The sequence below is a fragment of the Arthrobacter sp. D2-10 genome (genome assembly GCF_054161285.1).
In genome coordinates, this window is sequence record NZ_CP096431.1 from 2,091,778 (window position 1) to 2,117,995 (window position 26,218).

The 26,218-nt window shown below is 63.4% G+C and carries 22 protein-coding genes and 2 tRNA genes; 8 read left to right on the forward strand and 16 right to left on the reverse strand.

Annotated features, from left to right (window positions below):
* The first annotated feature begins 45 nt into the window (after window positions 1–45).
* Genes M1D74_RS09765 through M1D74_RS09775 form a run of 3 tightly spaced genes read left to right on the forward strand, consistent with a single transcriptional unit; the run spans window position 46 to window position 2,968 of the window.
* Complete coding sequence (locus M1D74_RS09765; protein ID WP_458115197.1) at window positions 46–543, forward strand: DUF3515 family protein; 498 nt, start codon at window positions 46–48, stop codon at window positions 541–543.
* A 36-nt stretch (window positions 544–579) separates the two neighbouring features.
* Window positions 580–1,503 (forward strand): aldose-1-epimerase, encoded by a 924-nt coding sequence (locus M1D74_RS09770; RefSeq protein ID WP_458115198.1) that lies wholly within the window; start codon window positions 580–582, stop codon window positions 1,501–1,503.
* Window positions 1,504–1,516: 13 nt separating this feature from the next.
* Entirely contained in the window at window positions 1,517–2,968 is a 1,452-nt protein-coding gene (locus M1D74_RS09775) for an insulinase family protein (protein ID WP_458115199.1), read from the forward strand.
* A gap of 13 nt (window positions 2,969–2,981) precedes the next feature.
* Here M1D74_RS09775 and M1D74_RS09780 read toward each other — a convergent pair whose 3' ends face one another.
* The 7 genes from M1D74_RS09780 to leuC all read right to left on the reverse strand — a co-directional run bounded on the left by M1D74_RS09780 (window position 2,982) and on the right by leuC (window position 10,565).
* Window positions 2,982–3,974 carry a LacI family DNA-binding transcriptional regulator gene (locus M1D74_RS09780; RefSeq protein ID WP_458115200.1) on the reverse strand — a complete coding sequence of 331 codons (993 nt, stop codon included), beginning with the start codon at window positions 3,972–3,974 and terminating at the stop codon, window positions 2,982–2,984.
* Between the two features lie 19 nt (window positions 3,975–3,993).
* A complete protein-coding gene (locus M1D74_RS09785) occupies window positions 3,994–5,136 on the reverse strand; it encodes a D-alanine--D-alanine ligase family protein (protein ID WP_458117171.1) in 1,143 nt (380 codons plus the stop codon).
* Complete coding sequence (locus tag M1D74_RS09790; RefSeq protein WP_458115201.1) at window positions 5,124–6,149, reverse strand: NAD(P)H-dependent glycerol-3-phosphate dehydrogenase; 1,026 nt, start codon at window positions 6,147–6,149, stop codon at window positions 5,124–5,126. The genes M1D74_RS09785 and M1D74_RS09790 overlap by 13 nt, the downstream gene beginning before the upstream one ends.
* Window positions 6,146–6,904, reverse strand: a complete 759-nt coding sequence (locus M1D74_RS09795) for a lysophospholipid acyltransferase family protein (protein WP_458115202.1) — start codon at window positions 6,902–6,904, stop codon at window positions 6,146–6,148. The genes M1D74_RS09790 and M1D74_RS09795 overlap by 4 nt, the downstream gene beginning before the upstream one ends.
* An 18-nt stretch (window positions 6,905–6,922) precedes the next feature.
* Window positions 6,923–8,266, reverse strand: coding sequence for a UDP-N-acetylglucosamine 1-carboxyvinyltransferase (murA, locus tag M1D74_RS09800; protein ID WP_309071811.1), 1,344 nt, complete (start codon window positions 8,264–8,266; stop codon window positions 6,923–6,925).
* 208 nt (window positions 8,267–8,474) lie between these two features.
* Window positions 8,475–9,074, reverse strand: coding sequence for a 3-isopropylmalate dehydratase small subunit (gene leuD, locus M1D74_RS09805; RefSeq protein WP_458115203.1), 600 nt, complete (start codon window positions 9,072–9,074; stop codon window positions 8,475–8,477).
* A 30-nt stretch (window positions 9,075–9,104) separates the two neighbouring features.
* A complete protein-coding gene (gene leuC / locus M1D74_RS09810) occupies window positions 9,105–10,565 on the reverse strand; it encodes a 3-isopropylmalate dehydratase large subunit (RefSeq protein ID WP_458115204.1) in 1,461 nt (486 codons plus the stop codon).
* 115 nt (window positions 10,566–10,680) lie between these two features.
* Here leuC and M1D74_RS09815 point away from each other — a divergent pair, with 115 nt between their 5' ends.
* Window positions 10,681–11,400, forward strand: coding sequence for an IclR family transcriptional regulator (locus M1D74_RS09815; protein WP_458115205.1), 720 nt, complete (start codon window positions 10,681–10,683; stop codon window positions 11,398–11,400).
* 37 nt (window positions 11,401–11,437) lie between these two features.
* Window positions 11,438–11,968, forward strand: coding sequence for a DUF1697 domain-containing protein (locus M1D74_RS09820; protein ID WP_309071807.1), 531 nt, complete (start codon window positions 11,438–11,440; stop codon window positions 11,966–11,968).
* A gap of 55 nt (window positions 11,969–12,023) precedes the next feature.
* Here M1D74_RS09820 and M1D74_RS09825 read toward each other — a convergent pair whose 3' ends face one another.
* The 8 genes from M1D74_RS09825 to M1D74_RS09860 form a co-directional block, all read right to left on the reverse strand.
* A complete protein-coding gene (locus tag M1D74_RS09825) occupies window positions 12,024–13,685 on the reverse strand; it encodes a GTPase (RefSeq protein WP_458115206.1) in 1,662 nt (553 codons plus the stop codon).
* Window positions 13,682–15,487, reverse strand: a complete 1,806-nt coding sequence (locus M1D74_RS09830; RefSeq protein ID WP_309071805.1) for a dynamin family protein — start codon at window positions 15,485–15,487, stop codon at window positions 13,682–13,684. Before M1D74_RS09830 ends, M1D74_RS09825 begins: the two co-directional genes overlap by 4 nt.
* 105 nt (window positions 15,488–15,592) lie before the next feature.
* Window positions 15,593–15,665, reverse strand: a tRNA-Glu gene (locus tag M1D74_RS09835).
* Window positions 15,666–15,795: 130 nt separating this feature from the next.
* A tRNA-Gln gene (locus tag M1D74_RS09840) sits at window positions 15,796–15,867 on the reverse strand.
* 66 nt (window positions 15,868–15,933) lie between these two features.
* A complete protein-coding gene (locus M1D74_RS09845; RefSeq protein WP_309072649.1) occupies window positions 15,934–16,662 on the reverse strand; it encodes an HAD family hydrolase in 729 nt (242 codons plus the stop codon).
* Window positions 16,652–18,151 carry a glutamate--tRNA ligase gene (gltX, locus tag M1D74_RS09850; protein WP_458115207.1) on the reverse strand — a complete coding sequence of 500 codons (1,500 nt, stop codon included), beginning with the start codon at window positions 18,149–18,151 and terminating at the stop codon, window positions 16,652–16,654. Before gltX ends, M1D74_RS09845 begins: the two co-directional genes overlap by 11 nt.
* 47 nt (window positions 18,152–18,198) lie before the next feature.
* Complete coding sequence (locus M1D74_RS09855) at window positions 18,199–18,972, reverse strand: fumarylacetoacetate hydrolase family protein (RefSeq protein ID WP_458115208.1); 774 nt, start codon at window positions 18,970–18,972, stop codon at window positions 18,199–18,201.
* Between the two features lie 94 nt (window positions 18,973–19,066).
* A complete protein-coding gene (locus tag M1D74_RS09860) occupies window positions 19,067–19,207 on the reverse strand; it encodes a hypothetical protein (protein WP_309072646.1) in 141 nt (46 codons plus the stop codon).
* Window positions 19,208–19,456: 249 nt separating this feature from the next.
* Between M1D74_RS09860 and M1D74_RS09865 the strand changes: the two genes are divergently transcribed.
* Entirely contained in the window at window positions 19,457–20,485 is a 1,029-nt protein-coding gene (locus tag M1D74_RS09865; RefSeq protein ID WP_458115209.1) for a hypothetical protein, read from the forward strand.
* Between the two features lie 503 nt (window positions 20,486–20,988).
* Window positions 20,989–22,032 carry a hypothetical protein gene (locus M1D74_RS09870; protein WP_458115210.1) on the forward strand — a complete coding sequence of 348 codons (1,044 nt, stop codon included), beginning with the start codon at window positions 20,989–20,991 and terminating at the stop codon, window positions 22,030–22,032.
* Window positions 22,033–22,050: 18 nt separating this feature from the next.
* Here the strand turns inward: M1D74_RS09870 and M1D74_RS09875 are convergent, their stop codons facing one another.
* On the reverse strand, window positions 22,051–23,610 hold the full coding sequence (locus tag M1D74_RS09875; protein WP_309071498.1) for a chitinase: 1,560 nt from the start codon (window positions 23,608–23,610) through the stop codon (window positions 22,051–22,053).
* Between the two features lie 236 nt (window positions 23,611–23,846).
* Here M1D74_RS09875 and M1D74_RS09880 point away from each other — a divergent pair, with 236 nt between their 5' ends.
* A complete protein-coding gene (locus M1D74_RS09880) occupies window positions 23,847–26,171 on the forward strand; it encodes a glycosyltransferase family 2 protein (RefSeq protein ID WP_458115211.1) in 2,325 nt (774 codons plus the stop codon).
* The last annotated feature ends 47 nt before the right edge of the window (window positions 26,172–26,218 follow it).

A 26,218-nucleotide genomic window follows, 5' to 3' on the forward strand; every position in this document is an offset into this window, starting at 1 on the left:
CCCGGGCGGGTAGGACCGCTGTTTCCTCCCGCTAGGCTTGTCTTTATGCCAACACATTCGCGTCACTTCGTGCGTGCCTCCAGCGCCGGCGCCCTGCTCGTGGTGTCGCTGAGTGCCTGTTCCCCCATTGTTGACGTCGATGCGGCTCCCGATGCGGCCAACCCCGCCTGCGCCGAGGTGATGATCGCCCTTCCGGACCAGGTGGCCGGTAACGAGCTGAGGGAAACCAACAGTCAGGGCACAGCCGCCTGGGGCGACCCTTCGCAGGTTGTCCTTCGGTGCGGAATAGAGGTTCCGGGGCCCACCACGGACGCCTGTGCCTCGGTGAACGACGTCGACTGGATTATCCAGGAGTCCACAGAAACCGATGTCTGGACGGCCAGGACCTACGGCCGCAATCCCGCCGTCGAGGTTCTCTTCGATCCCAATCAGGTGGCGTCGAGCACGGTTCTCGTCGATCTAGGCGGTGCCGCCTCGCGGGTTGAGCAGACGGAGCAGTGCCTGAGCCTGAACGACACGGTGGAGTTGCCGGAGGAAGGCTGACACCGCCGTCGTTGTGACGTTCTACACTTGGGCTCGATGAAAACCACAGATTCCACGCCACTGTCCGGTACCCAGTACACCCTCGAGCACGGCGCCTACACAGCCTCGATTGCCAGCATCGGAGCCACCCTGCGGTACCTCCGCCACGACGACCGGGACCTCGTGGTTCCCTACGATGCTGAAGAGATTCGGCCCTCCTTTCGCGGCGCCGTGCTGGTGCCCTGGCCCAACCGCGTGGTCGACGGAAAGTATTCGTTCAACGGCGAATCACACCAACTGGCGCTGACGGAGCCGCAGCGGTCCCACGCGATCCACGGCCTGCTCGGCTGGGTTGACTGGACCCTGGCGGATCAGTCGACGGCTTCGGTGCGGCTGACGGCTTCGGTTATCCCGCAGAAGGGCTACCCATTCCGGCTGGAAGTCGAGGTTCTCTACACCCTCGACGACGACGGCCTCACCACAACCATCTCCGCTGTCAACACAGGCGGCTCGGCCGCGCCGTACGGTGCGTCCGCGCACCCTTACCTGGTTGCCGGCGTCGGGCTCGTGGACGACTGGACCCTGCAGGTTCCCGCGTCCTCGGTTCTCCAGGTCACCGAGGACCGACTGATCCCAACGGAACTCACCGGCGTCACGTCGTCGCACTTTGATTTCCGCGAGCCGCGTGTCATCGGCGACACCTTCGTTGACCACGCCTACACGGACATCAATTACGACGACGGTGCTGCCACCGTCTCAGTGCTGGCCGCGGACGGCCGCGGGGCGGCCATCACCTTCGACGAGTCGTGTGCCTGGGTGCAGATCCATACGGCGGACAAGCCTGACCCTTCCGTGTCCCGACTCGGTCTTGCCGCCGAACCCATGACCTGTCCTCCGGACGCTTTCAACTCCGGGTCAGATCTGATCGTGTTGGAGCCGGGTGACACCCACTCGGTCAGCTGGCGTCTCCACGCCCTTTAGGCCTGCCTTCGCTATGACGCTCAATACAGACGTGGTCGATGGCGTCCCGGTGTTTTGGCTTGACCTGCCGGGGCCGCTGGCGGCAGAACTGATCTTCCGGGCAGGTGTCCGGGATGAGACTTTCATGACCGCCGGCATCACCCATCTGGCGGAGCACCTCATCATGGCACAGGCGTCCGACGGTCGTGACGCCACAAACGCCATGGTCGAACCCTCCATGACAACCTTCAGCACGTCCGGGAGACCGGAGACCGTGGTCGCTTTCCTGTCTGCCCTGTGCGCCGCGATCAGCTCGCCGTCTTTCGAACGGCTCCCCGTGGAGAAGAAGGTACTGGAAGCGGAAGGCGGCTCGGTCGTGAACTTGGCAGTTTCCCGGCATCTGCGCCGGAGATTCGGTGTGCGATCGCTGGGCCTTACGGACGTCGCGCCCCATGGGCTGCGGTTAATTGACGAGGAAGCAGTTCGCAACCATATCCGCACCTATTTCACGCAACAGAACGCCGTGCTCGTCCTGAGCGGCCCGCCGCCGCAGGACTTACGTCTCCTGCTGCCATCAGGAGAACCCCGTACCCCGGCCCCAGCACCTCGTGTGGACCTGCCTTACCCGATGTGGTTTGAGCAGGACGGACCGCAGCTTAGCTTGTCCTTCGAGCTGCCTGTCCTGTCGGATGTAGAAACCGAAGGGGTTTTCCTTCTCTCCTCCCTCATCCGTCGAACGGTGATTCATGAACTGCGGCATTCAAGGGGCTGGATCTACGAGGTTGACATTGAGCCTGTCCTGGATATCGATGGCAGGGGCATCCTGTGCGTGCTGACGGATCCGCCGGCTCACCATATCGACGATGTGCTGGCCGGCCTTCTCCGAATCCTCCGATCCATGAGTGAACGGGGTCCTTCGACTCTCGACATCGAAGACAGCGTTCGCGAACTGCAGGAGTATCTCGATGACCCCGGCAACGCCATGGATGAGGCAATTGCCGCAGCCCGCAACCACCTGATGAACTACCCTGCGCTGACTGCAATCGAGAAGATGGAACTGGTCCATCGAGTCGCGCCGGAGACGTGCAAGCGTGTTCTGACACTGCTTGAGGAGACCCTCGTGGTCGGCATGCCGGAAGGCTGTTTCCCGGTCGATGAAAGCCTCGTTGCTGAGCATGCTCGCCACTATCCTGCCATCAGGGGTGAACGGTTTCGACGAGGCCTGCGCGGAGCGGTCACCGGAGTTCCTGCCCGCGCGCAACTGGTAGTCGGTGACGCCGGGGTGAGCTTCAGCGATGGTGTGTACTGCTCGATCCTCTGGAATGACGTTGAGGTCCTGGAGGAGTTGGAGCCCGGTCTGATCACCTTGACCTCATCTACGGGACTGTCCATCGACCTGAGCGCCACATGGTTCAGCCAAGGCAGTCGGGCCATCCAGATGATTCGAGAGAAGGTTCCGACCGCGAAAGTCATCCGGGCGGAATGAAGTGGGTCTTTCGTCAGGCGCCTTGAACAGGCCCGGTGGATCCGCGCACCAGGAACTCGGGTCGGAATGAGACCGACGCAGGGCTGTCGTCGTTCATCACCGCTTCGATTGCCGCTGCCACGATCGATGACTCATCCCAGCCGAAGGTGGTGAGCGCAGGGCTCACCAGCGGGGCCAACTCGCTGTCATCGAAGCCGAGTATGGAGACGTCCCCGGGAATGGACAGGGCAAGAGACCGGGCCGCCCGGTAGGCGCCGAAGGCCAGGGAATCGCTCAGGCACAGCAGCGCCGTCGGACGCGGTGAACCTGTGAGGAGAACGGTGGCAGCTTCCGCGGCTCCCGACACCGACGACGTCGATGCCGCGACCGCGGCGCTCAAGCCCATCTCCTCGCCCAGCCTTTCGACCAGGAGCTGCGCGGGACGTCCCGGCGTGGACGGCAGCGACGGGGCGAGCAGACCCACCGACCGATGCCCCAGCCCCTCGAGGTGACGCAGGGCGGCGCCGATCCCGAACTCGTTATCGAACAGGACGGTCCGGGCAACCGGACGGTGGAGCAGCGCGTCCCCCACCGACACCAGCCGGATACGTTCCGGAACGTCCGCCCAGTATCCGGCAGAAGGATCGACAGGAAGCACTATCGCGGCGTCCACCCTACGCATGGCAAGCGTGCGCAGTGCTTTCTGCTCGCGTTCGGGAGAAGTGTCCACGTTCGCAATCGCAGAGAACATGCCGCGGTTGTGTAAGGCCTCGGACAGCATGACCGCCAGGCCCTGCCGCCAAAGATCCCCCAATGGACCAATGATTGCGACATTGCTGCTTCGTCCGCCGGCGAGGGCCCGGGCAACCGGGTCCGCAGTCCAACCCATCTCGCGAGCTATTGCCTGTACCCGGGCAACCGTCTTTTCTGATCCCCGCAGTCCGCGCAAGGCATAGGACGTGGCGGCTTTCGAGAGGCCCGCCGCAAGGGCGATGTCCCGGAGGGTAGGCCGTTTCGGCTCGTTCATCAGCCGGTTCCTGCCGCTTCTAGCGCAGGCCTGTCCTGCGTTCGAGCGCCAACTCAATCAGCTCATCGATCAGCTCCGTGTAGGTGAGCCCGGATTTGGCCCACATCTGGGGGTACATGCTGATGGGCGTGAATCCCGGCATCGTGTTGATTTCGTTGATGATGAGTTCACCGGCGGGCGTATAGAAGAAATCGACGCGTGAAAGCCCTTCCGTGCCAAGGGCGTCGAAGGCGCGGGCGGCGAGTTCGCGGACACGGTCCGTCACGTTCGGCGGGAGGTCGGCCGGGCAGCTCAGCTCAGCTGCGGAACCATCAACGTACTTGGCCTCGAAGTCGTACCACTCATGTTCGCCGGGCTGTACAGCGATCTCACCGGGCAGGCTGGTCCTCGGCTCATCCATTCCGCGGCCCTGCAGGACTGCAACTTCGATTTCGCGTCCGACGATTCCTGCCTCAACGATCACCTTCGGGTCGAACGCGCGTGCCGTCTCGACGGCGTCCTCCAGTTCCTCCGGTGTGGTGGCACGCGAGATACCCATGGAGGATCCCGCACGGGCAGGCTTGACGAAGACGGGGAAGCCGAGTTGTGAGGCGCGCTCAAGGCATGCGGAGCGGTTGCGTGTCCAGTCGCGGTCGGTGAACACTTCGTAGGGCCCGACCGAGAGCCCGGCGGAAGCGAACACCACTTTCATGTAGTGCTTGTCCATCCCGACGGCGGACGCCAGAACGCCGGCTCCGACGTAACGCACGTCCGCCATTTCAAGCATGCCCTGCAGGGTGCCGTCCTCACCGAAGGGCCCATGCAGGAGCGGCAGCACCACGTCGACTGCTCCGAGGCTGCGCGGCATCTGCTCCGATGCCGTGACAACGAGTTCCTGCGCAGCTCCGCCGTCGGACGCAGTTGCAAGCACCACCGACTCGGGCGACACAGGCACTTCGGGGAGCACCGTCGACCGCAGCGACCACTGGGCCGGGTCGGACGAGACCAGAGACCACTGGCCGTTCTTCGCTATGCCGACCGGAACGATGTCGTACTTGTTGCGGTCGATTGCGTCCAGCACACCGGCGGCAGTTACGCAGCTGACGGCATGTTCACTCGAACGCCCGCCGAAAAGCACGAGAACACGGGGCTTCGAAGATGAGGTCACAGTTAGCCTTCGGATTTCAGTTCGCGGGCCAGCAGTCGCGGGCCGAGGTCATGTACGGACAGGTTTCCCTGAAGTACGGCAACAACACTATCCGTAATCGGCATGTAGACATTGAGTTGGCGCGCCAGGTCAAGCACCGCCTGGGCTGACTTGATGCCCTCGGCCGTCTGGTTCATGTGCGCCGTCACCTCATCGAGCGTGAGCCCCTGTCCAAGCAGCCTGCCCGCTGTGTGGTTGCGCGAGAGCGACGAGGAACACGTGGCAATGAGGTCCCCCATACCGGCAAGGCCCGACATCGTTTCCGGTTCACCGCCCAGCGCGACAGCAAGACGAGTGGTCTCAGTCAGCCCGCGCGTGATGACGGATGCCTTGGTGTTGTCACCCATCTGCTTTCCCTCGCAGATACCCACAGCGAGAGCAATCACGTTCTTCACGATGCCGCCGATCTCCACACCCACCACATCGGTATTGGTGTAAGGGCGGAAGTACGTTGCCGTACACGTAGCGGCGATCCAGGTTGCCACCTCGGCATCCGGGCATGCCACCACCGACGCGGTGGGCTCACAACGCGCTATCTCCATCGCGAGGTTCGGACCGGAAACAACCGCGATGCGGTCCTGAGGCAGGCCGAGTTCCTCGGCGAGCACCTGGCTCATGCGGGCGTCGGTTCCGACCTCAAGTCCCTTCATGAGGGAGACGACCACGGCGTCGGGCGAAATCAGCGGCTTCCATGCCGACAGCTGGGACCGCAGGGACTGGGCGGGAACGGCGATGACGACCAGCTCAACCCCGTCGAGGACGTCCGCGACGTCGGTGGAGCATCGAATGTTATCCGGCAGCACTGTGTCGCCGAGATATCGGCTATTCGTATGGCTGGTGTTGATCTCGCGGGCAATTTCCTCGCGTCGTGCCCACAGGCGGACCTGGGTACCGTGGCGTTCCCCTGCGTCCGCGAGCACCTTCGCGAAGGTCGTCCCCCAACTGCCTGACCCAAGGACGGCGACGACGGCGGGAGGCCGACGCGTCACTGAACCTCACCCGTGGAGGACCCGAAGTTCCTGCCCGTGGTTTTCTGGTTCCGTGCCGCCGGATCCCAGCGCTCTGCCGGCGGCGTTTCACCACGCAGGTCCGCGACAAGCGCGGTCAGCGCGTCCATGATGCGGCTGGTTGCCGCCTCCAGCGTGGTGCGGGTGACGGGACCGCCCTGGAGATCCGACAGGTCGACGGGCTTCCCGACGAGTACACGTGAAGTCTTGCGCGGGAACAGGTACAACCGCTTCGCATACCGGGGGAAGACCTCCTGGGCGCCCCAGTGCGCAATGGGCACCACCGGTGCACCGGTTTGCAGGGCCAGGCGTGCTGCCCCGGTGCGGCCTTTCATGGGCCACATGTCCGGATCCCTGGTCAGGGTGCCTTCGGGGTAGATAATGATTCCCCCGCCACCCTCAATGGCTTCCCTGGCGACCTCCAGTGAGTGGTTCGCTCCCGCCGTCGTGCGTTCCACCGGCACCTGCAGGGTGGTTCGCAGAACCGCACCCACCACCGGGATCCTGAACAGGGACGCCTTCGCAAGGAAGTGCGGCAGGACCTTGTTGTTGTAGAGGAAGTGTCCAATCACGATCGGGTCGATTTCCGTGACGTGGTTGGGGCACACGATGAAACCGGTATCGCGGGGAAGGTTCTCAGCGCCCTTCCACTCCTTGGCCATCATGGCATTCATGAGGGGCCGCAGGATGGTGGCGAGAACCGCGAACGTTGCGCGGGACGATGCTGGTTCGGTCATGCCGGCGTGCGACCGCGGTTAGCGGCCGATTCCTGAATCCGAGGATTCGGCGACGTCGAAGTCCGCTCCCAGCGCCTCGAGCTTGTCCTGGAAGCGCTCGTAGCCACGGTTGATCAACTCGATGCCGGTCACGCGGGAGGTGCCCACCGCCGCAAGAGCCGCAATGAGGTGACTGAAGCCGCCGCGCAGATCAGGAACGTCGATGTCGGTGCCGTGCAGCTGAACAGGCCCGGAGATGACCGCCGAGTGCAGGAAGTTGCGCTGGCCGAAACGGCAGGGAACACTGCCGAGACATTCGCGGTGCACCTGGATATTCGCGCCCATGCGCACCAGCGCATCGGTGAAACCGAACCGGTTCTCATACACGGTCTCGTGCACGATCGACACGCCCTCGGCCTGGGTGAGCGCAACCACCAGGGGCTGCTGCCAGTCGGTCATGAAGCCGGGGTGGACGTCGGTCTCCAGCACCAACGGTGAGAGCTTGCCGCCCGGGTGGTAGAAACGGATGCCGTCGTCGTTCACGTCGAACGCTCCGCCGATCTTGCGGTACGTGTTCAGGAACGCTGTGAGGTCAAGCTGGCGGGCACCCTCGACATAGATGTCACCGCGGGTGACCAACGCCGCCGACGCCCACGATGCCGTTTCGTTGCGGTCGGAGATTGCCTTGTGGTTGAAGCCGCCAAGTTCCTTGACGCCCTCAATGCGGATAGTGCGATCCGTCTGGACGGTGATGATTGCGCCCATTTTCTGGAGGACGGCAATGAGGTCCATGATTTCCGGTTCGACGGCGGCACCGCTCAGTTCGGTGATGCCCTCGGCACGGGTGGCGGTCAGCAGCACCTGCTCTGTGGCGCCGACGCTCGGGTACGGAAGCTCAAGTTTGGCGCCGTGGAGACCCTTTGGAGCAGAGATGGAAATGCCGCCGGGCCGCTTGTCGACGACAGCGCCGAAGTTGCGGAGAACCTGCAGGTGGTAATCGATGGGACGATCGCCAATCTTGCAGCCGCCCAGGTCGGGAATGAAGGCCTCGCCGATGCTGTGCATGAGGGGACCGCAGAACAGGATGGGGATCCGTGAGTCTCCCGCATGGGCGTCGATGTCCTTCGACGCCGCCATCTTGGCGTTAGCGGGGTCCATGGTGAGGTCGCCCGTCACCGGATCCTTGCTCACCTCGACGCCGTGCAGCTTCAGCAGGCTCGTGACGACGTCGACGTCCTTGATTTCTGGGACGTTCCGCAGCACAGACGGCGCACTTCCCAGCAGGGCCGCGACCATGGCCTTCGGCACCAGATTCTTGGCACCGCGGACGGTCACCTTTCCTGCAAGAGGGACACCACCACGGATGGTCAGAACGCTACCCATGAACACCTATTTCCTTCAACGTGTAAGCCCCAACAGCAGATAAGACCCCTGCTAAGCATAGGAGCTACTGTTACCAGACTGAAATACCGACAGCTTCGGGGCGAGGCTGTGTCGGGATCGGACCGGTCCCGTCGTGAAGTGCAAACAGTCGGGTGCAGCACTAAATTCCGGCAGGAAACGTGATTCTTGTTGCACCTGCCCGGAGGCTCTAGGTTCGGGCGGGCAACGTGGTTGGTTTGTAGCTTGGCCGCTGCGCCTCATACGCCGTGATTGTCTCCTCATGGCGAAGGGTCAGGCCGATGTCGTCGAGTCCTTCAAGAAGACGCCAGCGCGTGTAGTCGTCGATTTGGAACGGCGCGATGATGGACCCGCAGGTGACCAGCCGAGACTCAAGGTCGACGGTGACCTCCGTGCCGGGGTGGTTCTCGAGTTCTTTCCAGATCAGCTCGATGTCATCCTGGGCTACCTGGGCTGCCACCAGCCCCTGCTTACCGGAATTGCCGCGGAAGATGTCGGCGAAGCGGGAGGAGATGACTGCCCGGAACCCGAAGTCCTTCAAGGCCCACACGGCATGTTCCCGGGACGAGCCGGTGCCGAAGTCCGGCCCGGCCACCAGCACCGAACCGCGGTTGAACGGTTCCCTGTTCAGGATGAAGTTCTCGTCCTTGCGCCATGCGGCGAAGAGCGCGTCTTCGAAGCCGGTACGGGTGATGCGCTTCAGGTAGACGGCGGGGATGATCTGGTCAGTGTCCACGTTGCTCTGGCGCAACGGAACGCCGATGCCTGTGTGCGTGGTGATCTTTTCCATGGTGCTCCTTCGAAGATTGCCTTGCTCAGGCTAGGCCGCGTGGCTGGTGGACGTCTCGCGTACGGCGGGCGGTACGGGGTCCAGGTCTGACGGTGAGCTCAGCGTTCCGCGTACCGCAGTCGCGGCGGCCACGACGGGTGAAACCAGGTGGGTACGCCCGCCCTTGCCCTGCCGGCCTTCGAAGTTCCGGTTCGACGTCGAAGCGCACCGCTCCCCGGGGGCGAGCTGATCCGGGTTCATACCCAGGCACATCGAGCAGCCGGCGAAACGCCATTCGGCGCCGAAGTCCTTGAACACCTTGTCCAGTCCTTCGGCTTCGGCTTCCAGGCGGACACGGGCGGAGCCGGGCACGACCATCATGCGGATGTTCGGGTCCTTCTGGCGCCCTCGGATGATATCCGCGGCCAGCCGCAGGTCCTCGACCCGGCTGTTGGTGCACGACCCCAGGAACACAGTGTCTACACGGATGTCCTTCATGGGTGTACCGGCGTCCAGTGCCATGTACTCGAGGGCGCGCTGACAGGCCGCCTTCTCGTTCTCGTCGGCGAAGTCGTCCGGCGAAGGAACAGCCTGGCTCAGCGAGACGCCCTGGCCGGGGTTGGTCCCCCAGGTAACGAAGGGTTCGAGGTCGTCCGCGTCCAGGAAGACCTCAGCGTCAAAGGTCGCGTCGCCGTCGGTACGCAGGGTGCGCCAGTTCTCGACGGCGGCATCCCAGTCCTCGCCCTGCGGTGCGTGCGCGCGCCCCTTGAGGTACTCGAAGGTGGTTTCATCAGGGGCGACCATTCCGGCCCGTGCGCCGGCTTCGATCGACATGTTGCAGATGGTCATGCGCGCGTCCATGGACAGTGCACGGATGGCGGAACCGCGGTACTCAAGGACGTAACCCTGACCGCCGCCGGTGCCGATCTTGGCGATGACGGCAAGGATGATGTCCTTCGATGTCACGCCGGGCTTGAGCGTTCCTTCGACGTTGATTGCCATGGTCTTGAAGGGCGTCAGGGAGAGCGTCTGGGTAGCCATGACGTGTTCGACCTCGGAGGTTCCGATGCCCATGGCCAGCGCTCCAAAAGCACCGTGTGTGGAGGTATGCGAGTCTCCACACACTACGGTGAGGCCGGGCTGTGTAAGGCCCAACTGCGGACCGATGATGTGCACGATCCCCTGCTGTGCGTCACCCAGCGAGTGCAGCCTTACGCCGAACTCCTTGCAGTTTGCCCTCAGCGTCTCGATTTGCGTACGGCTGGTTGGGTCTGCAATGGGACGATCGATGTCGATCGTCGGAGTGTTGTGATCCTCGGTGGCGATCGTCAGGTCGGGCCGGCGGAGCTTCCTGCCTGCAAGACGGAGGCCCTCGAATGCCTGCGGTGAGGTGACCTCATGCACGAGGTGCAGGTCAATGTAGAGCAGGTCGGGTTCAGCCTGTCCGTTGACGACCTCGCCCTTGCGCACGATGTGCGATTCCCAGACTTTTTCTGCGAGCGTCTTGCCCATGGCCGGTTCCTCCGCGTGCCTTCGATCAGATCTTCCAACAACTGAAGCAGGAGCGCGATGCCCGGCGCCAGTCCAGCGACTTGCGTCTCAGATATTGAGACGGCAATATCAGGTTATGGGCAATTCTAGTGGCGTCGGCGTCATTGATAAAGCGGCTCTTGTGCTCGATGCCCTGGAAGCCGGGCCCACTACTCTCGCGCAGCTCGTGACCTCGACCGGTCTCGCCCGCCCCACCGTGCACCGCCTCGCCCTCGCGCTTGTTCACCACCGTCTGGTCAGCAGGGACATTCAGGGACGCTTCGTTCTGGGCAGCCGCCTCGTGGAGTTGGCATCAGCCGCCGGCGAGGATCGCCTCATTGCTTCAGCCGGTCCCGTCCTGCTGCAGCTCCGCGACGCCACCGGGGAAAGCGCTCAGCTCTTCCGGCGCCAGGGGGACGCCCGTGTCTGCGTGGCGTCCGCAGAGCGCCCTATCGGCCTTCGCGACACCATTCCGGTCGGCACCCAGCTGTCCATGAGGGCAGGATCGGCAGCACAGTGCCTCCTCGCCTGGGAGGACCACGACCGGTTGCTCAAGGGACTCCAGAACGCCCGCTTCACGCCCACGGTGCTTGCCGGAGTACGACGGCGGGGCTGGGCGCAGAGTCTTGGCGAGCGTGAGGCGGGGGTAGCCTCCGTGTCGGCCCCGGTCCGTGGTCCGTCCGGCCGTGTCATTGCCGCAGTCTCGATCTCCGGACCGATCGAGCGGCTTACGCGCCAGCCCGGGCGGATCCATGCCGAGGTCGTGGTGAGCGCGGCAGCCCAGCTCACCAGCGCTATCGGCAAGTCCGCGGAATAGCGGATCTTTTGCGCAGGCACGGCGTTACGCTGTGGCCATGACCAGGTACGCAGTGTTCCTTCGCGGTGTGAACGTCGGCGGTATCACCATCAAGTCCGCCGACCTCCGGGAGACTCTGGAGACACTTCCGGTCTCGGACGTGAAGACCCTCCTGGCCTCCGGCAATGTGGTTTGCAGCAGCGACCTCTCGCAGCTCGATCTGAAGTCACAGAGCGAGCATGCCCTGCGGCAACGTTTCGGATATGTTGCGTGGGTGGTTGTGCTGCCGGCGGAGACCGTCGAAAGCATCGTCGCGGAGTGTCCCTTCCCCGCCGATGATCCCGGTCTTCACACCTACCTCACGCTGTTCTCCGACCCGGAGGTCCTGGCCGAATTCGTTGACTTCGCCCGATCGATCGACGAACCGGTGCACTCGCTGGGAACCATCGCAGTCGCGTGGCAGGCACCGAAGGGCGGCACGCTCGAAAGTCCGCTGAACGCTTTCAGTAACAAGGCCCGCTTCAAGAGCGCAACGACCACACGGAACCTTCGCACGATGCAAAAGGTGCTTGGTGCCCTCCGCGCCTGATCGTCGAGCACCTAGTCGTCCAGCACCTGATCATCAAGCATTCTGGAGCGCACGATCACCGACGGGCAGCCGCCCTACCCACGGCCTGCACGAAGCTGTTGTAGCGCTCGATTTCGGCGGCAGCGGGGCCGACCGCAACCGCTTCCGCCGTCTCCGTGATGGAGGCGACCAGCCGTCGTCGTACTCGCTTGCCGCGTCTGCGTGCCCCCAACCGGGCCAGGGCGGCACACAGAATACCGACGGCGATTCCCGCCACCACTCCCCCGACCGCCAGCAGCGTGGGGACCGGAATTCCCTCCACCCGTGGTGATTCAGGAATCGGGAACTGCAGGAATCCGAGTCCGGCCAGGACCGCCAACCATCCGATGCCGACCACCATGGCCGCAAGGAACAACCACTGCAAAACCCCTGCGACCGGCCACCACCACGCCCGTGAGCCGGAGGAGAAGTCCGTGCGCGCAACCGCCTCGTCGAGACGCTCGAGCAGTTCAGGTTCAGGGCTCCTGGCGGCATCGCGGATGGCCGTCCGCCAAGGCTCGACTGCCCCGGCTGAGAGTTCCTCCCCGAACGTCCGCAGTGCCCGGTCAACGGACGCCCGCTGCGCAGGGCCCGGCTCCGGCAGGGAGGTGCGTCCGACGAACTCCTGTACGTCGCCGCGCCTGAGATTCAGGCGCCGTAGAGGATCCGCGCGCAGGTTCCCGAGCCACCGAGTCACCGGCCATCCCGTGACTGCGTGGGCATCCCGGCGGTAGGAGCGCACGACGGCGTCAATGACCGCGTCGGCGCCTGTCGCGTCGGCGAGTCGGTCAGCGAGAGCGGTACGTGCCGCTTTCGACGGCGGTGGAAGCTCAGGACCCGTGAACTCCCTCAACGAGTCAACCGCTACATCCACGTCGGCCGACAGCCGCCCGGTGGCCGCTTCCTTCCGCCGCACGATCGCACGGACTTCCTCCGCCAGCGACCTCAGGCCCGTACCGTTCACCGCAGAGACAGCATGTACAACAGCAGATCCATGTCCTTCCCCGGCAAGGATCTGCTTCAGCGACCGGGTCACCTGGGCGAGATCGTTCTCAGAGAGCCGGTCCGACTGGTTGAGCGCTACAAGGATGACGGCCTCATGCGTTGCCAGGGGCTCGAGGAACTCACGATGCAGCGAAGCATCAGCGTACTTCTGCGGATCAGTGACCCACAGCAGCACGTCCACCTGCCCCGCAAGGCGTTCCACGATGACACGGTGACCCAGCGCCGTTGAATCGAAATCGGGCAGGTCCAGCAGAATCAGCCCGCCCTCATCGCCGTCATCCCTCTTGGCTCGCCGGCTGCCATTACCGGGAACCGGCAGTAATGGCGCACCGTCAGGCATCACATGGCGGTTCGAAACCTGCAGCCAGTCGAGCAGGTCTGAGCTTCCGTCTTCGTCCCAGATCACAGCGAGCGGTTCAGCAGTGGTTGGGCGACGGGCGGCTACACGCGCAAGGTCGGTGCCCGTCAGTGCGTTGAGGAGCGACGACTTCCCGCTACCCGTAGGACCGAAGATACCGACGACCGTGTGCGCCGACGAGAGCGACCGACGCGAGCTAGCTCGGTCCAGCACCCCGTAGACCGCACCCAGTTGGTGTTCATCGACGCGTCCCTCAGCGAGTTCGCGGGCAGTGTTGAGCGATTCAAGGCGGATCTGTAGTCGGGAGGACGATGCCTCGCCGCGGTGACGGCTCACTGCCCGCCCTCCGGCGTCGGGCCATCATTTCGCAGGTCCTCGGCCACGGACCGCCGCTCGGTGAGGCTGGCGGCCAGCTCGCGGAGGTCCTCTGACGCCGGTTCGCCCTCGAGGATCGCAAGCTTGTCAGTGAAACGCTCACGTTCCGCGTCGAGCAATTTCTCGCACCTCTCCTGCAGCTGCAGTCGCGCTGTCCGGGTCAGCCGGCGGACTGCCTCCTCACCGAAAACCGCTTCGAGCAATTTTTGCCCGATCACAGCTGAACCGCCCGCGATGAGCACCTCACCACCGGTGAGACCGGCTGTCGAAGCAAACACCACGATCATGAGAGCCACGGCTACCCCATTGACTCCGAACGAGAGCATTCTGGCAGCAAAGCGTTTGTCCGCGCCCTCCGAACGGACCAGGTCCAGCAGGTCCTTTTGCCAGGCCCGGATTTCTCGCACAACAAGCTCGTTGAAATCGGGTGGCATGGCGGGGTTTCCGGACTCCAGCAGCGTCCGCCCGGCAGATTCCGCCCGCCACTGCCGCTCGGTGCGATCGGCTGCTTTAGCGGCTTCCTCCACGATCACGGTCTGAAGCCCGCTTTCGATTGCGGTCTCAACGGTGACAGCTCGTGGAGGCTTGCCCGTGAGGAAACCGCCGATGCGGTCGCGGATCCGCCCGACAGTTGATTCGAGACCGCGCATGAACTCACCAGTGCCAACGAAGTCCTGCCAGCGGGCAAGCACCTCACCGCGTAGCAGCGTGCCGTCCTTGGTGGATTCGAGTACGGCATCAAGCGCGGTCCGGTAGGACTCGCGCGCAACTTCCTCGAGCCGTCCTGCCGTTTCGACCTGGCGGTCCTGTGCGTCTGCCACCTTCTCCACCCGATGACCCAGCGCGCGCAGGGCGCCCTCCAGCGTACGGCGGGCAATCTCCCGGCGGCCCTCAGCATCGACCGAGATAGCGCGAAGCCAGCGCCGCAACGGGTCGACGCTCTCCGGCGGCAACATGCCTAGAGGATTGAGCTTCTCCTCGGGAATCACGAAGATCGGTGCATGGCCCAACTCTTCGGCCGCGAGCAGCGTGTGCAGGTCAGCCCGGACCTCCTCCTCCACACCGTGCGGTACCCGGTCGAGAACGACGGCGAGCAGAATGTCGCGCTGGGCCGCTTCCCTGAGCAGATGCCAGGGCACAGCGTCGGCATAGCGGTTGGCAGTGGTGACGAACAGCCACAGGTCAGCGGCCGCGAGCAGTTGGGATGCCAGGCGACGGTTCTCATCAGCAATCGAGTCGATATCCGGAGCGTCCAGCAGCGCAAGGCCCAGGGGAATGGTGGGGTCCGGCTGCAGCAGTAGCTGAGCTGCAGAGCCGGAGTCCTGCACCGAGGCAATCTGGGAAGCGGGCACCGCCCCCCCGTCCGGGTCAACGACGACGGCGCGCTGCCGGCTCAGTGAAGGCAGCACACGGTCGCCGGCGAACCAGTGTCCCTCCGCGGGGTGATGCAGCAGGATCGGTTGGCGGGTGGTGGGGCGGATGGCGCCCGACCGGGTAACAGGGTGGCCCACCAGTGCGTTCACGAGGGTTGACTTGCCTGCGCCCGTGGACCCGCCGACAACTGCCAGAAGCGGCGCATCGAGGCTCTTGATGCGCGGAAGAATGTAGTCGTCGAGCTGTGCTGCCGCGGCTCGGGCTTCCAGTCGGGCATCGGGTGCCCCAGCAGACTCCAGCGGAAAGCTGAGGCGGTTAAGGATTTCACGCACCCGGCCGAGCAATTCGGCAAGCCCCGCAACGTCAGCATCCGGCAGCGAGGCAGTCATGGTCCCATCATGCCAGTTCTGCTGGTCGTCGTCGGGATTTGAGGGCGCAGCTGCCGTTTAAACGAAAATTCCGCCCCAACCATGATGGTTGAGGCGGAACTCTTGTGACCCCAGCGGGATTCGAACCCGCGTTACCGCCGTGAGAGGGCGGCGTACTAGGCCGCTATACGATGGGGCCAGTACTGTTTTGTCTGCCGGTTTCCCGCCAAACGAGCTAGATGATTGTTTCACATCTGCTGCTGCGGTCCAAATCGAGCGGTTCGCAATTCCTGCGTGGCGATCTGCTCAAAATGTGCCGCTATACAGCGCTGGGGTACCAGGACTCGAACCTAGAATGTTGGTACCAGAAACCAATGTGTTGCCAATTACACCATACCCCAATGGCACTTTCCGGCGGTTTTTCCTGCTTCGCAGGAGGTCAACCCCGTCCGCGCCGAGATACGACTTTACCGGATGTCCGGCACGATTCGCAAAACGTCCCGGAGGGAGGTGATTCGACGGCCGATGAAGCCGGATTCCTGCACCCCGCTACGGTCCAGCCATACGCCGACCAGGCCGGCACTCTCGGCGCCCTGAGCATCGAGCACGGGGTTATCTCCGACGTACAGGGTCCGCTCCGGATCCGTGCCCAGCCGGCGTGCGCCTTCCAGGTAAATGGCCGGGTCGGGTTTGGCTACCCCGACCGTGTCAATCCCGACGAGCGCCGCGACGCGCTGCAGGCCTGCCTTATCCAGCTTTGCCCTCTGGTAGTCGTGCACGTTATTGCTGACCGCCCCGTAGGGAATTCCGCGGCGGTCCAGTTCATCAAGGACGGGAAGCACGTCGTCATACGGTTCGAAGTGGAGCGGCAGGATGGCCTCATACGCGTGATTCCAACGCGCCGCTGCTTCGCCCTCCAGCGGTTCAGCAAGGAAGGATGCCTGTGCGTGCCGAGCTCTGCGGATTCGTTGTTCCGTGAAACTCAGCTTCCCGGCCAGGAACTGGTCGTAATATCCATGTGGGTCCCGTGTATAGAGCTGCTTGTACTCGGCCCACTCCGCCTCGCTGAGGTGCGCGAGGGTATCAGCCCCAATGTGGTGCAGGGTCCGGCCCATTGCAGTTTCGAGATCAACGAGGGTGTCATCGATGTCGAAGAGTACGCCCTGAACTATCGGCGCGGCAGTATTATTTTCCACGCAATGCCCTCACGCGCGCCAATGAAGACTCCTTACCCAGAATGACCATCGACTCAAACAAGGGCGGCGAGATTTTGCGCCCCGAAACGGCCGTCCGCACCGGCCCGAAGGCGACGCGCGGCTTCAGTCCGAGTTCTTCCACGAGGGCGCCACGCAACGCCGCCTGGATGGAGTCGGCAGTCCACTCCTCCAGCGGCTCAAGCGCACGCAGGGCCGCGTCCAGAACCTCCTCATAATTCGCCGGCAAACCCTTGCGGGCGTCTTCCGCAACCTCGATCTCTTCATCGGCGCGGAACAGGAAACCGAGCATCTCGGGCGCTTCTCCGAGTAGCGTGATGCGTTCCTGAATCAGGGGTGCGGCCTCCGTGAGGACGGTCAGCTCATGTGAGCTGATGGTGGCACCGAGAAGACCCGCAGACTGTAGATAGGGAACCAGCCGCATCCGGAAGTCCTCCGGGTCCAGCAGGCGGACGTGCGATCCGTTGATTGCCTCGGCCTTCTTCACATCGAAGCGCGCAGGATTCGCCAACACATCATGCACGTCAAACGTCTCAACCAGCTGGTCGACGGTGAAGATGTCCTCGTCAGCGCTCAGGGACCAGCCCAGCAATGAGAGATAGTTGAGCAGCCCCTCGCGGATGAAGCCGCGTTCCCTGTGAAGGAAGAGGTTGGATTCCGGGTCCCGTTTGGACAACTTCTTGTTGCCCTGTCCCATGACATAGGGGAGGTGGCCGAAAAGCGGCATGTAGCGGGCCACGCCAATGTCGATGAGGGCGCGATAGAGCGCAACCTGACGCGGCGTCGAGGAGAGCAGGTCTTCCCCGCGCAGCACATGGGTGATGCCCATGAGCGCGTCATCAACCGGATTGACGAGCGTGTAGAGCGGAGCTCCGTTCGCCCGCACGACCGCAAAGTCCGGGACGCTTCCCGCGGCGAAGGTGATGTCGCCGCGCACGAGGTCAGTGAAAGTAATGTCCTCGTCCGGCATGCGAAGACGAAGAACCGCAGGCCGGCCCTCCGCTTCGTAGGCGGCTTTCTGCTCCTCGGTGAGGTTCCGGTCGAAATTGTCATACCCCAGCTTGACGTCGCGTCCGGCAGCCTTGTGCCGCTCCTCCACCTCTTCCGGTGTGGAGTAGGACCTGTACAGGTGTCCTGCCGCCACCAGCCGGGCGATGACGTCCTGGTAGAGGTCGCCTCGCTGCGACTGACGATACGGAGCATGCGGTCCTCCGACCTCAACACCCTCATCCCAATCGATGCCCAGCCAGGTCAACGCCTCGAGAAGCTGCTCGTAGCTCTCCTCACTGTCGCGGGCGGCATCGGTATCCTCGATCCGGAAGATCATCTTTCCGCCGGTGTGCCGGGCGTATGCCCAGTTGAACAGTGCGGTACGTATGAGACCGACGTGCGGCACTCCGGTCGGCGAGGGGCAAAAGCGGACCCGGACTGGAGTTTCTGGCGTGACAGTGGGGAGATCGGCAGTAGTCATGATGGACCCCAGTCTACTGTCCGGCTGATCGCGTCCCGGGCCGCGACCTACCTGCGGACGGGGTTGGACAACCGCCCGATGCCCTCAATTTCGACCTCGTACCTCTGCCCCTCGCTGATGAGCCCCACCCCGGCGGGAGTTCCGGTGAGGATAAGGTCGCCGGGCAGAAGCGTGAAAGCCTGGGAAACGTAGGACACCAGTTCCTTGACTCCCCAGATCATCTGATTGGTAGAGCCGTCCTGCCTGAGCTCACCGTCGAGCCAACCGCGCACGGCCAGGTCCTCGGTGTCCAGCTCCGTCTCAATCCACGGTCCGATCGGGCAGGAGGTGTCGAACCCCTTGGCACGTGCCCACTGATTGTCGGTCTTCTGGATATCGCGGGCGGTGAGGTCATTAGCGCACGTGTAGCCGAAGACCACGTCATCCACGCGTTCCACCGGCACATCCTTACAGATCCGGCCGATGATGACCGCGAGCTCCGATTCATAGGAGATTTCATCGGAGAAGGAGGGAAGCACGATCGGATCGCCGGGACCGACGACAGAGGTGTTCGGCTTGAGGAACATCAGCGGGGCGGGCGGAACCTCATTGCCCAACTCAGCAGCATGGTCCGCGTAGTTGCGGCCGATTCCCACTACCTTGCTGCGAGGAATCACAGGTGCGAGCAGCCGAACATCCTCAAGTTTGTGGCACGCTCCCGTGGGCTGGATTCCCCCGTAGAAGGGGTCACCGCTGATGACGGCAATCTCTTCCGCCCCCTCGGGTCCTTCGACGAGGCCGAACGCTGGATCATCGTTGAGCACAAACCGGGCGATACGCATGGACCCTAGGCTAGTACAGACTCGGCCTTTCAACGCGAAGGACCGTCCGAGCACCCAGGTGGCTCGAACGGTCCTTTGGACACTTCAAAAACTGTCAGTGGGGCCAGTCATCGATCATGATCCCGTAGGAGACAACCGTCCTGGGCGTGGACGCGCTATCCCCCGCTACAGCCGCAGTACCCCCTCCCAGCGCAAGGGCCGCCGTGAGCAAGAGAACTGCGGGAAGTCGTTTCATGACAGATTCCTTCGCTTAGGAGTGCAGAGTCACTGACACCAGATTGACTCAGTATACGAACGATGTGTGATACACAACACCCCCGAGGCGAGGAAAGAACCCGCGATGTTCGACCCCTTTCACGTTCTGCCGTGTTCCTCCGGGTATCTGTCTCAATGCATTCTTTACGCATAAACTCAGGGACAGTCGCATCGGGTTCTCGGGAGCATTCTGCGACTGTCCGGCGCAACCTCAACGCAAGGGGGAAGGGTGGCAGCACAACAGTCGGGCGATCTCGTTATGTATGAGCTGCGAGCGCGTGAAGCGTGGAGCCAGCGCGATTATCGTGCAGCAAGGCTGCTTGCGGCCTCTGCAGTCGCACTCGCAGCGCGGGCAGAGGATCACCGCGCCTGGTGGAACATGACCTTTCTGCAGGCTGAGTGCCTACGCGAGGAAGGCCATCTCGATGAATCACTCCAATCAGCTGAGGTGCTCGGCGCCAGCAGCCTGTCCCTGGAGTCAGATGCGTTGAAGGCGAGGGTCCACACCCTCGCGGCGGTCTGCCAGCAGGGTCTGGGGCACCTGGACCAGGCGGTCGACAGCGCCACGATTGCCGTGAAAAGCGCCGCCACCGTCGCGGACGCCCCCGAGCTGCAGATCGAGGCTCATCACGCCCTCATCGCCGCCCTCGCCGAGAGTGACAGGCTGGACGAAGCATGGAGTACGTGTCTCGACCTCTCCACGCACATCACTCCGGGCATCCATACCCAGACGGCGGGCAAGGCCTACTGGGTGATCGGGAACGTTGCGTTCATGCGCCATCAGGTGGAGGACGGCACCCGATTCCACCGCCTCGCCGCTGAACATCTCACGCCGAACAATGACCTTGAGCTCTGGGCCAGGTTCAATCGGGCCTCAGCCTCGCGGCGTCTCGCCGCCGGTGTCGTTGATGCGGAGACACTTGAGTGCATTGAACGAGCTGAGGTAGCCAGCTCCATTGTGGGCGGGACGGAGCGGGATCAACTGCAGCTTTCCCTCACACGCGCGCATTGGCTCTTCCTCACCGGGCAGCTGAACGCAGCGGTGGAACGGTTACGGCCGATCTGCGCGGAAGGCACGGCGCTCTCCCGCCAGACGGAAGGAGAAGCCAACCTGCTGCTGGCCCAGGCGCTTTCAGCCCAGGGCCAGGAGCTTGAAGCGCTAGCGCATCTTGAAACCGCGGAACAAAGCTTCAACGACGCCGGCGCACCGGACCGTGCGGCTCACGTCCGAAGCATTGTGGCCGCACTGAAACGCTGACGCCTCATTGAAAGGCTGACCGCACCGAAATGCGGAAGAGGCCGTGGAGACCAGACGAAACTCTGGGCCTCCACGACCTCTGCTGCGGTTCAGGTGCGTACCTGAACCGGGTCACACTAGACGCTCCGGTACGTGCTATCCGGCCAGTTGCCGCTCTTCGCGGTCGTTGTTGTGCTATCGGGCCAGTTGCCACTTTTGGCAGCCTGAGCAGCCGTGCCGCCCCCAACCAAAAGCAACGCAGTCAGCAACAGTGTTGCGGAGACCTTTTTCATAGTTATTCCTTGTCACTTGATGGACGCAGAAGGACTGATTGCCCCCTGCGTTGCACAGCCCCTTCAGTATATGGAGCCACCCCCTTGCTACCAGTGCCTTTTGTCTCATCTTTTCCGCAGTTTTGTGACGGATCCCTAAAAAGAAATACAAGGCGTACCCGTAAGAATGGCGGACCGTTCTGACACAATGATCCGCGGGGAGCCATCCGAGCACAATGTTGGAATGAGGCCATGGACAATACACAGGAACCGGGGCAGCACGTTTTCCTGGAATTGCGCGCCCGCGACGCATGGGCACAGCGCGATTATGCGGCCGCCCGGGAGATCGCCGGCGAGGCCCAGCGTGTCGCCGACGCAAACGGGGACGAGAACGCTTCGTGGAACATGGCGTTCCTGCAGGTGGAATGTCTCAAGAAGGAGGGTCTCTTCGAAGCTGCTGCTGCTACCGCCGAGGCTCTTCACCGTCATCCCCTCACCGAGCGTTACCCCGATCTCGCCGCGAGAGTTTCAACATTCCTCGCTGACACCCTCGTGGGCCGTGGGAATCTGGAGGCGGCCGTCATCGAGGCCAAGCGTGCGGTCAAGTCGTCTGAAGAAGCATCAGGATCGCCAGACCTTCGGATCCGCGCCCAGCATGCGCTGATTGCTGCTCTCGCTGAAAGCGACCAGGTAGACGACGCCTGGGACGAGTGCCTTCGCCTCGCCGAACTCATCACGCCGGAAGTCAACTCGCAGACTGCTGGCAAGGCCTATTGGGTCATCGGGAATGTGGCATACCTTCGAAGGGACTCGGCGGTCGGCACCGATTACCACCGGCGCGCAGCGAGCACCCTGTCCCCCTCCAACGACCTGGATCTCTGGGCTCGCTTCAACCGGGCGTCCGCCGCCCTGCGCCTGGCCGGCGGAGTCGTCGAGCCGGAAACGCTCGAGTGCATCGAACGGGCAGAGCTCGCCGCTTCAATCGTTGGTGGAAGCGAGCGGGACAAGCTCGAGCTGTCCCTGACCCGTGCACACTGGCTGTTCCTCACGGCGCAATATGATGCCGCCGTCGAACGGCTTCGCCCGATCTGTGAAGCATCCGCCCTCCTTGCCAGCCAAACCGCTGCTGAGGCGTACACACTACTGGGACAGTCGCTCGCCCGGTCCGGCGACCCTCTCGAGGGGCTGTTTCAGTTGGAGAAGAGCCAGGAACTGTTCAGGCAGTCCGGAGCCCCGGACCGAGAAGCCCAAGTGGGCAAGCTGATCGAAGAAGTTCACCGACGGGCAGAGCTGTAGCCGCCGGTGCTGGGCCCGTCAGGAGTCCAGCTCTTCGAGCACTTCCTTCACTTCCTCGCTCGAGAACTTCCGCCACGGCGAGGAGTCGGCCGATTGCAGCGCCGCCTCGGGGCTGTCGCTTCGGTTCCACCACCTTGCCTCGAAGACGCTGCCCTCAAACAGGATGCGGTCGCCCTTCTCATATACCTTCTCTGCGACCCACTCCGGGTAGGTCCCCGCAGGGGCGGTGACAACAGGGAGCGGCTTCTCACCCGGCAACACGGGACCGATCAGCGTCCACGGAGTCTCAGCGGCCTGCAGCACCGGGTTGTCCGGTACGTCGCCGGAGGTCCAGTACTTCGCTGAGTACACCTTGCCCCGCCATACAACGCGCTCGTCGGTGAGGTAAGTGGCTTCCTCTGACCAGATTGGGTAGGGACTGGTAGCAGGATCATCGGCTATCGGTTCCGGCGTTGGTTCAGCTGTTGTGGGCGCCGTATTCAGCGTCGCAGCACGGCCTTCAAAGCCTGCACCGAGAACATCGGCGAAAAGGATGCCGTCCTGCTCAATTCCGCTGCAGCTGTCCGACACGATGCTCGCATCGCCGTAGTTGTCGCTGCAGGTGGCATCCCGGTTGAGCGACCACATGGACATGCGTCCGACGCCGGTCTCGAGGGCGAATGCGTTGAACCCGGCTGCGGCCTCAAGATCGAACACTTCGGCGGGTACATCATTCTGGCCGATCATCGGGGTCAGCCCGATCTTCTTCCACAGCGTTTGCGGCCCCAGGCTGGTGCCCGCCCTGTCGTACAGGATTCCGAGCTGTGCATGCGTTGCGCGGGCAGCGGCAATGGACGCATCCAACTGCGAGACACCCGCTTCCCTGCTTCCGCCATAGTCCATGGTCATCACGTTCACGCCGGCGAGATCGACCCCACCCTCGAGCATCGCAGTGACGGCATCGGTTCCCTGGACCGTCAGCCCGGACGGCGCGACAGGCAAGGTGAGCCACACGTTCAGCGCCTTGCCATCCGCGCGGCGCTCCTCCTGAAGTGCGGCGACGGCCTCCGCCCTACGGGCGGCAGCGTCCGAATCAGCAAGATCTTCACCTTCGATGTCGAGATCAATGGTTGTCAGGCTGTAGCGCTCCACGACGGAGCGGTACGCGGACGTGAGCTGCCGAACGTCTGTGCAGGTCCGCGCCAGTTCGTTGTTGATCAGGCCACCAAAGGACACAGCGACCTCCCCACCGTCCTGGATCAGGCGGGCTATGCGCCGGTCCAGGTCCAGCTCGGACTGTGCTTCATCGAGCGAGTAGGCAGCACCCCAGGACGGCCTGCAATCCTCGCGGGGGTCAGCGACGATGAAGGAAAGCACCACGCTCTTTCCCTGCTCTGACGCGGGCTGCTCAAAGGGGTAGAACGGCGTGGCCGTCGCGTCGACATAGCCGGCAAACCAGGACCCTCCGTTGGCTGCGGCACGTACGTCTTCGAGACGATTCCAACCCACAACTGTCGACGCTACCAGCGCACCGATAACTGCAACCAGGACAGAAAGCCGGACGGGCGAAAGCCTGCGGCCGGGAAAACGTTTGGACATGGGTCCCCCAGATAAGTGCCCGTTCGGACGGGAACGGTGAGCGTATCGTAACGGAGGGAGTGTCGGATCCCAAAATGGTGTACTGTTTCGTCGGTCACAACTCCCGCTCTTTCGAGGTTGAGCCGTCACCTCAGCCGGGGCCGGGAGCGACCAGCTGAACGTCAGGACCGTCACCTGCGTCAGCCACACTCACGGGGCTTTCCGCAGGGGGACGTCCATAAACTCATGGGGGGCGGATGGACCAGAAGGTTGCCGTGCACAGAGCTGCGGCCGAAGCACCAACATCGACAGGAGCCGGAGCGCGCCGCCGTCAATGGGGATCGGAGAAGCGGTCGGAGCCACTTTCGATCGTGCACCCGCAGCCCTCGCGCCGGAAGGTCGCGCTGGGACGCCTGGGAATCGTGGTGACCGTCCTCGGCTGGGTTGCCTACGTGGTGTCCACGATCCTTCGGGAACTGTCGGAGAACGCTGCCGCTGACTTCCGGTTCCAGCTTGAAGCAATTTTTTACCTCATTGTGGTGACCTTTCTGACGTTCTCGGCGCTCATGTACCTCCTGGCGCGGCAGGGTGCGCTGTATCGCTTCCGGGACCACCGCCGTGTTCCACGCGGAGAACTGGATCGGCATTTCGCCAGCTACGACGAGGGCATCACAGTCCTGGTGCCTTCCTATGCCGAGGAACCCGAGGTTGTTCGCGCCACCCTCTGGTCCGCCGCCCTGCAGGAGTTCCCGAACCTCCGCGTCACCTTGCTGCTGGACGATCCGCCGCACCCCACAGATCCGTTGGTGACAGCACGGCTTGAAGCGACACGCGCGCTTGCGGCAGACATCGAAAGCCAATTGCTCGAGCCTTCCATGCGGTTCACCACGGCGTTGTCCGAGTACCAGAAGCGTCTCGCCGCCGGCACCCCCGCAGCCGACGAACTTCCGCGCCTCATCGCGGAGTACGAAGCTGCCGCCGTGTGGCTGGAGACAATGGCGGGGAATGAAGCCGTCGAGGACCACGTCGACGAGTTCTTCGTCGACCTGGTTCTGATGGGCCTTGCCCGTGAACTCCGGCTGACGGTTCTTGCCCTCGAGGCTGCACGGGCTCAGCGTGCCGAACCGGATGCCGACCGCATGGTCGAGCTTTACCTCCGCCTTGCCCGCATTTTCACCGCGTCCATGAACACCTTCGAGCGCAAGCTCTACGCCTCGCTCTCCCATGAAGCGAACAAGGCGATGAACCTCAACGCCTATATCTCGCTGATGGGCGGCCGCTGGCACAAGGAAAAAGCCGCCAACGGCGTTGTGCTCCGTCCGTCGGTCGAGCACCATGTTGATGACCTCGACATCCCGGATTCCACGTACATCCTCACGCTCGACGCCGACTCCCTCCTCCTGCGCGATTACTGCCTTCGCCTCGTACACCTGCTCGAATCTCCCGGCAACGAGCGGGTCGCCGTCACGCAGACGCCGTACTCATCCTTCCGCGGCGCACCTACCCGCATCGAACGCATCGCCGGTGCGACGACGGATATCCAGCACATCCTTCACCAGGGCATGACCTACTACGGTGCCACCTTCTGGGTCGGTGCCAACGCGGTCATCCGGAAGCGGGCTATCGAGGACATTGTCGAGGTGGAGAGTGTCGGCGGGTTTGACATCAAGACCTACATCCAGGACCGCACCGTCATTGAGGACACCGAGTCGAGCGTTGACCTCGGCACGCACGGGTGGACGCTCGTCAATTATCCGGAACGGCTCAGCTACAGCGCCACACCGCCGGACTTCGGCTCGCTCGTTGTCCAGCGGCGACGATGGGCAAATGGCGGCCTTCTCATCCTGCCCAAGCTGTGGAACCAGATGCGCGAGCGGAAGCACCGCCGCGAGCGAATCCTCAAACGCGAGATCATCCTCCGCGTGAACTACATGGCTTCCATCGCGTGGGCGAGCTTCGGACTGTTGTTCCTGCTCGGTTACCCGTACGACAGCCGGCTGCTCAGCCCGCTTGTTTTCATCACCGCCCTCCCCTACTTCCTGGCCATGGGCAGCGATCTGCGCGACTGCGGTCACCGCTTCACGGACATTTTCAGGATCTACGGGTTCAACATCGTGCTTCTGCCTGTGAACCTCGCCGGCGTCCTCAAGTCCGTGCAGCAGGCTTTCACGGGCGAGAAGATCCCCTTCGTGAGAACACCCAAAGTCAAGGACCGCACCGCTGCGCCCGCCCTCTACGTCGTGGTGCCCTTTCTGATCGTCGCTTACTCCCTGTTCACCTTCTGGCGCGATTTTGTCAGCGAGAACTGGGTGAACGCCGCGTTCGCCCTCCTCAATGCAACCCTTGCGTTCTACGCCATCCGGGCCTACATCGGTTTGAAGAACTCCGCCGTTGACACGGTCCTGGGCGTTCTCAACTGGTTGTACGTAGCACCCCGCACACCGCGGCAGGAACAGTCACCCGTCATCGACAAGGCGCCTGAAGAGGCTGACTGGGAAGCCATCCTCTACCACGGTGACCGACGGCTGAACCGCGACATGCGGCAGGGCAACGACCGCCGTCGTCGTATTTCTGTACGGTAGGTTCGAGTACCGGGCGCCGCGGCGTCCCCAGCAAGGAAAGCGACGCT

Excerpts from the sequence above, each read along its gene's own strand:
- M1D74_RS09795 (WP_458115202.1), bottom strand. The coding sequence starts at position 6,904 with ATGACCGAACCAGCATCGTCCCGCGCAACGTTCGCGGTTCTCGCCACC.
- M1D74_RS09765 (WP_458115197.1), top strand. The coding sequence starts at position 46 with ATGCCAACACATTCGCGTCACTTCGTGCGTGCCTCCAGCGCCGGCGCC.
- M1D74_RS09820 (WP_309071807.1), top strand. The coding sequence starts at position 11,438 with ATGACCAGGTACGCAGTGTTCCTTCGCGGTGTGAACGTCGGCGGTATC.
- M1D74_RS09770 (WP_458115198.1), top strand. The coding sequence starts at position 580 with ATGAAAACCACAGATTCCACGCCACTGTCCGGTACCCAGTACACCCTC.
- M1D74_RS09830 (WP_309071805.1), bottom strand. The coding sequence starts at position 15,487 with ATGACTGCCTCGCTGCCGGATGCTGACGTTGCGGGGCTTGCCGAATTG.
- M1D74_RS09870 (WP_458115210.1), top strand. The coding sequence starts at position 20,989 with ATGGACAATACACAGGAACCGGGGCAGCACGTTTTCCTGGAATTGCGC.
- M1D74_RS09775 (WP_458115199.1), top strand. The coding sequence starts at position 1,517 with ATGACGCTCAATACAGACGTGGTCGATGGCGTCCCGGTGTTTTGGCTT.
- M1D74_RS09880 (WP_458115211.1), top strand. The coding sequence starts at position 23,847 with ATGGACCAGAAGGTTGCCGTGCACAGAGCTGCGGCCGAAGCACCAACA.
- M1D74_RS09875 (WP_309071498.1), bottom strand. The coding sequence starts at position 23,610 with ATGTCCAAACGTTTTCCCGGCCGCAGGCTTTCGCCCGTCCGGCTTTCT.
- M1D74_RS09855 (WP_458115208.1), bottom strand. The coding sequence starts at position 18,972 with ATGCGTATCGCCCGGTTTGTGCTCAACGATGATCCAGCGTTCGGCCTC.
- leuC (WP_458115204.1), bottom strand. The coding sequence starts at position 10,565 with ATGGGCAAGACGCTCGCAGAAAAAGTCTGGGAATCGCACATCGTGCGC.
- M1D74_RS09860 (WP_309072646.1), bottom strand. The coding sequence starts at position 19,207 with ATGAAACGACTTCCCGCAGTTCTCTTGCTCACGGCGGCCCTTGCGCTG.
- gltX (WP_458115207.1), bottom strand. The coding sequence starts at position 18,151 with ATGACTACTGCCGATCTCCCCACTGTCACGCCAGAAACTCCAGTCCGG.
- leuD (WP_458115203.1), bottom strand. The coding sequence starts at position 9,074 with ATGGAAAAGATCACCACGCACACAGGCATCGGCGTTCCGTTGCGCCAG.
- M1D74_RS09815 (WP_458115205.1), top strand. The coding sequence starts at position 10,681 with ATGGGCAATTCTAGTGGCGTCGGCGTCATTGATAAAGCGGCTCTTGTG.
- murA (WP_309071811.1), bottom strand. The coding sequence starts at position 8,266 with ATGGGTAGCGTTCTGACCATCCGTGGTGGTGTCCCTCTTGCAGGAAAG.
- M1D74_RS09780 (WP_458115200.1), bottom strand. The coding sequence starts at position 3,974 with ATGAACGAGCCGAAACGGCCTACCCTCCGGGACATCGCCCTTGCGGCG.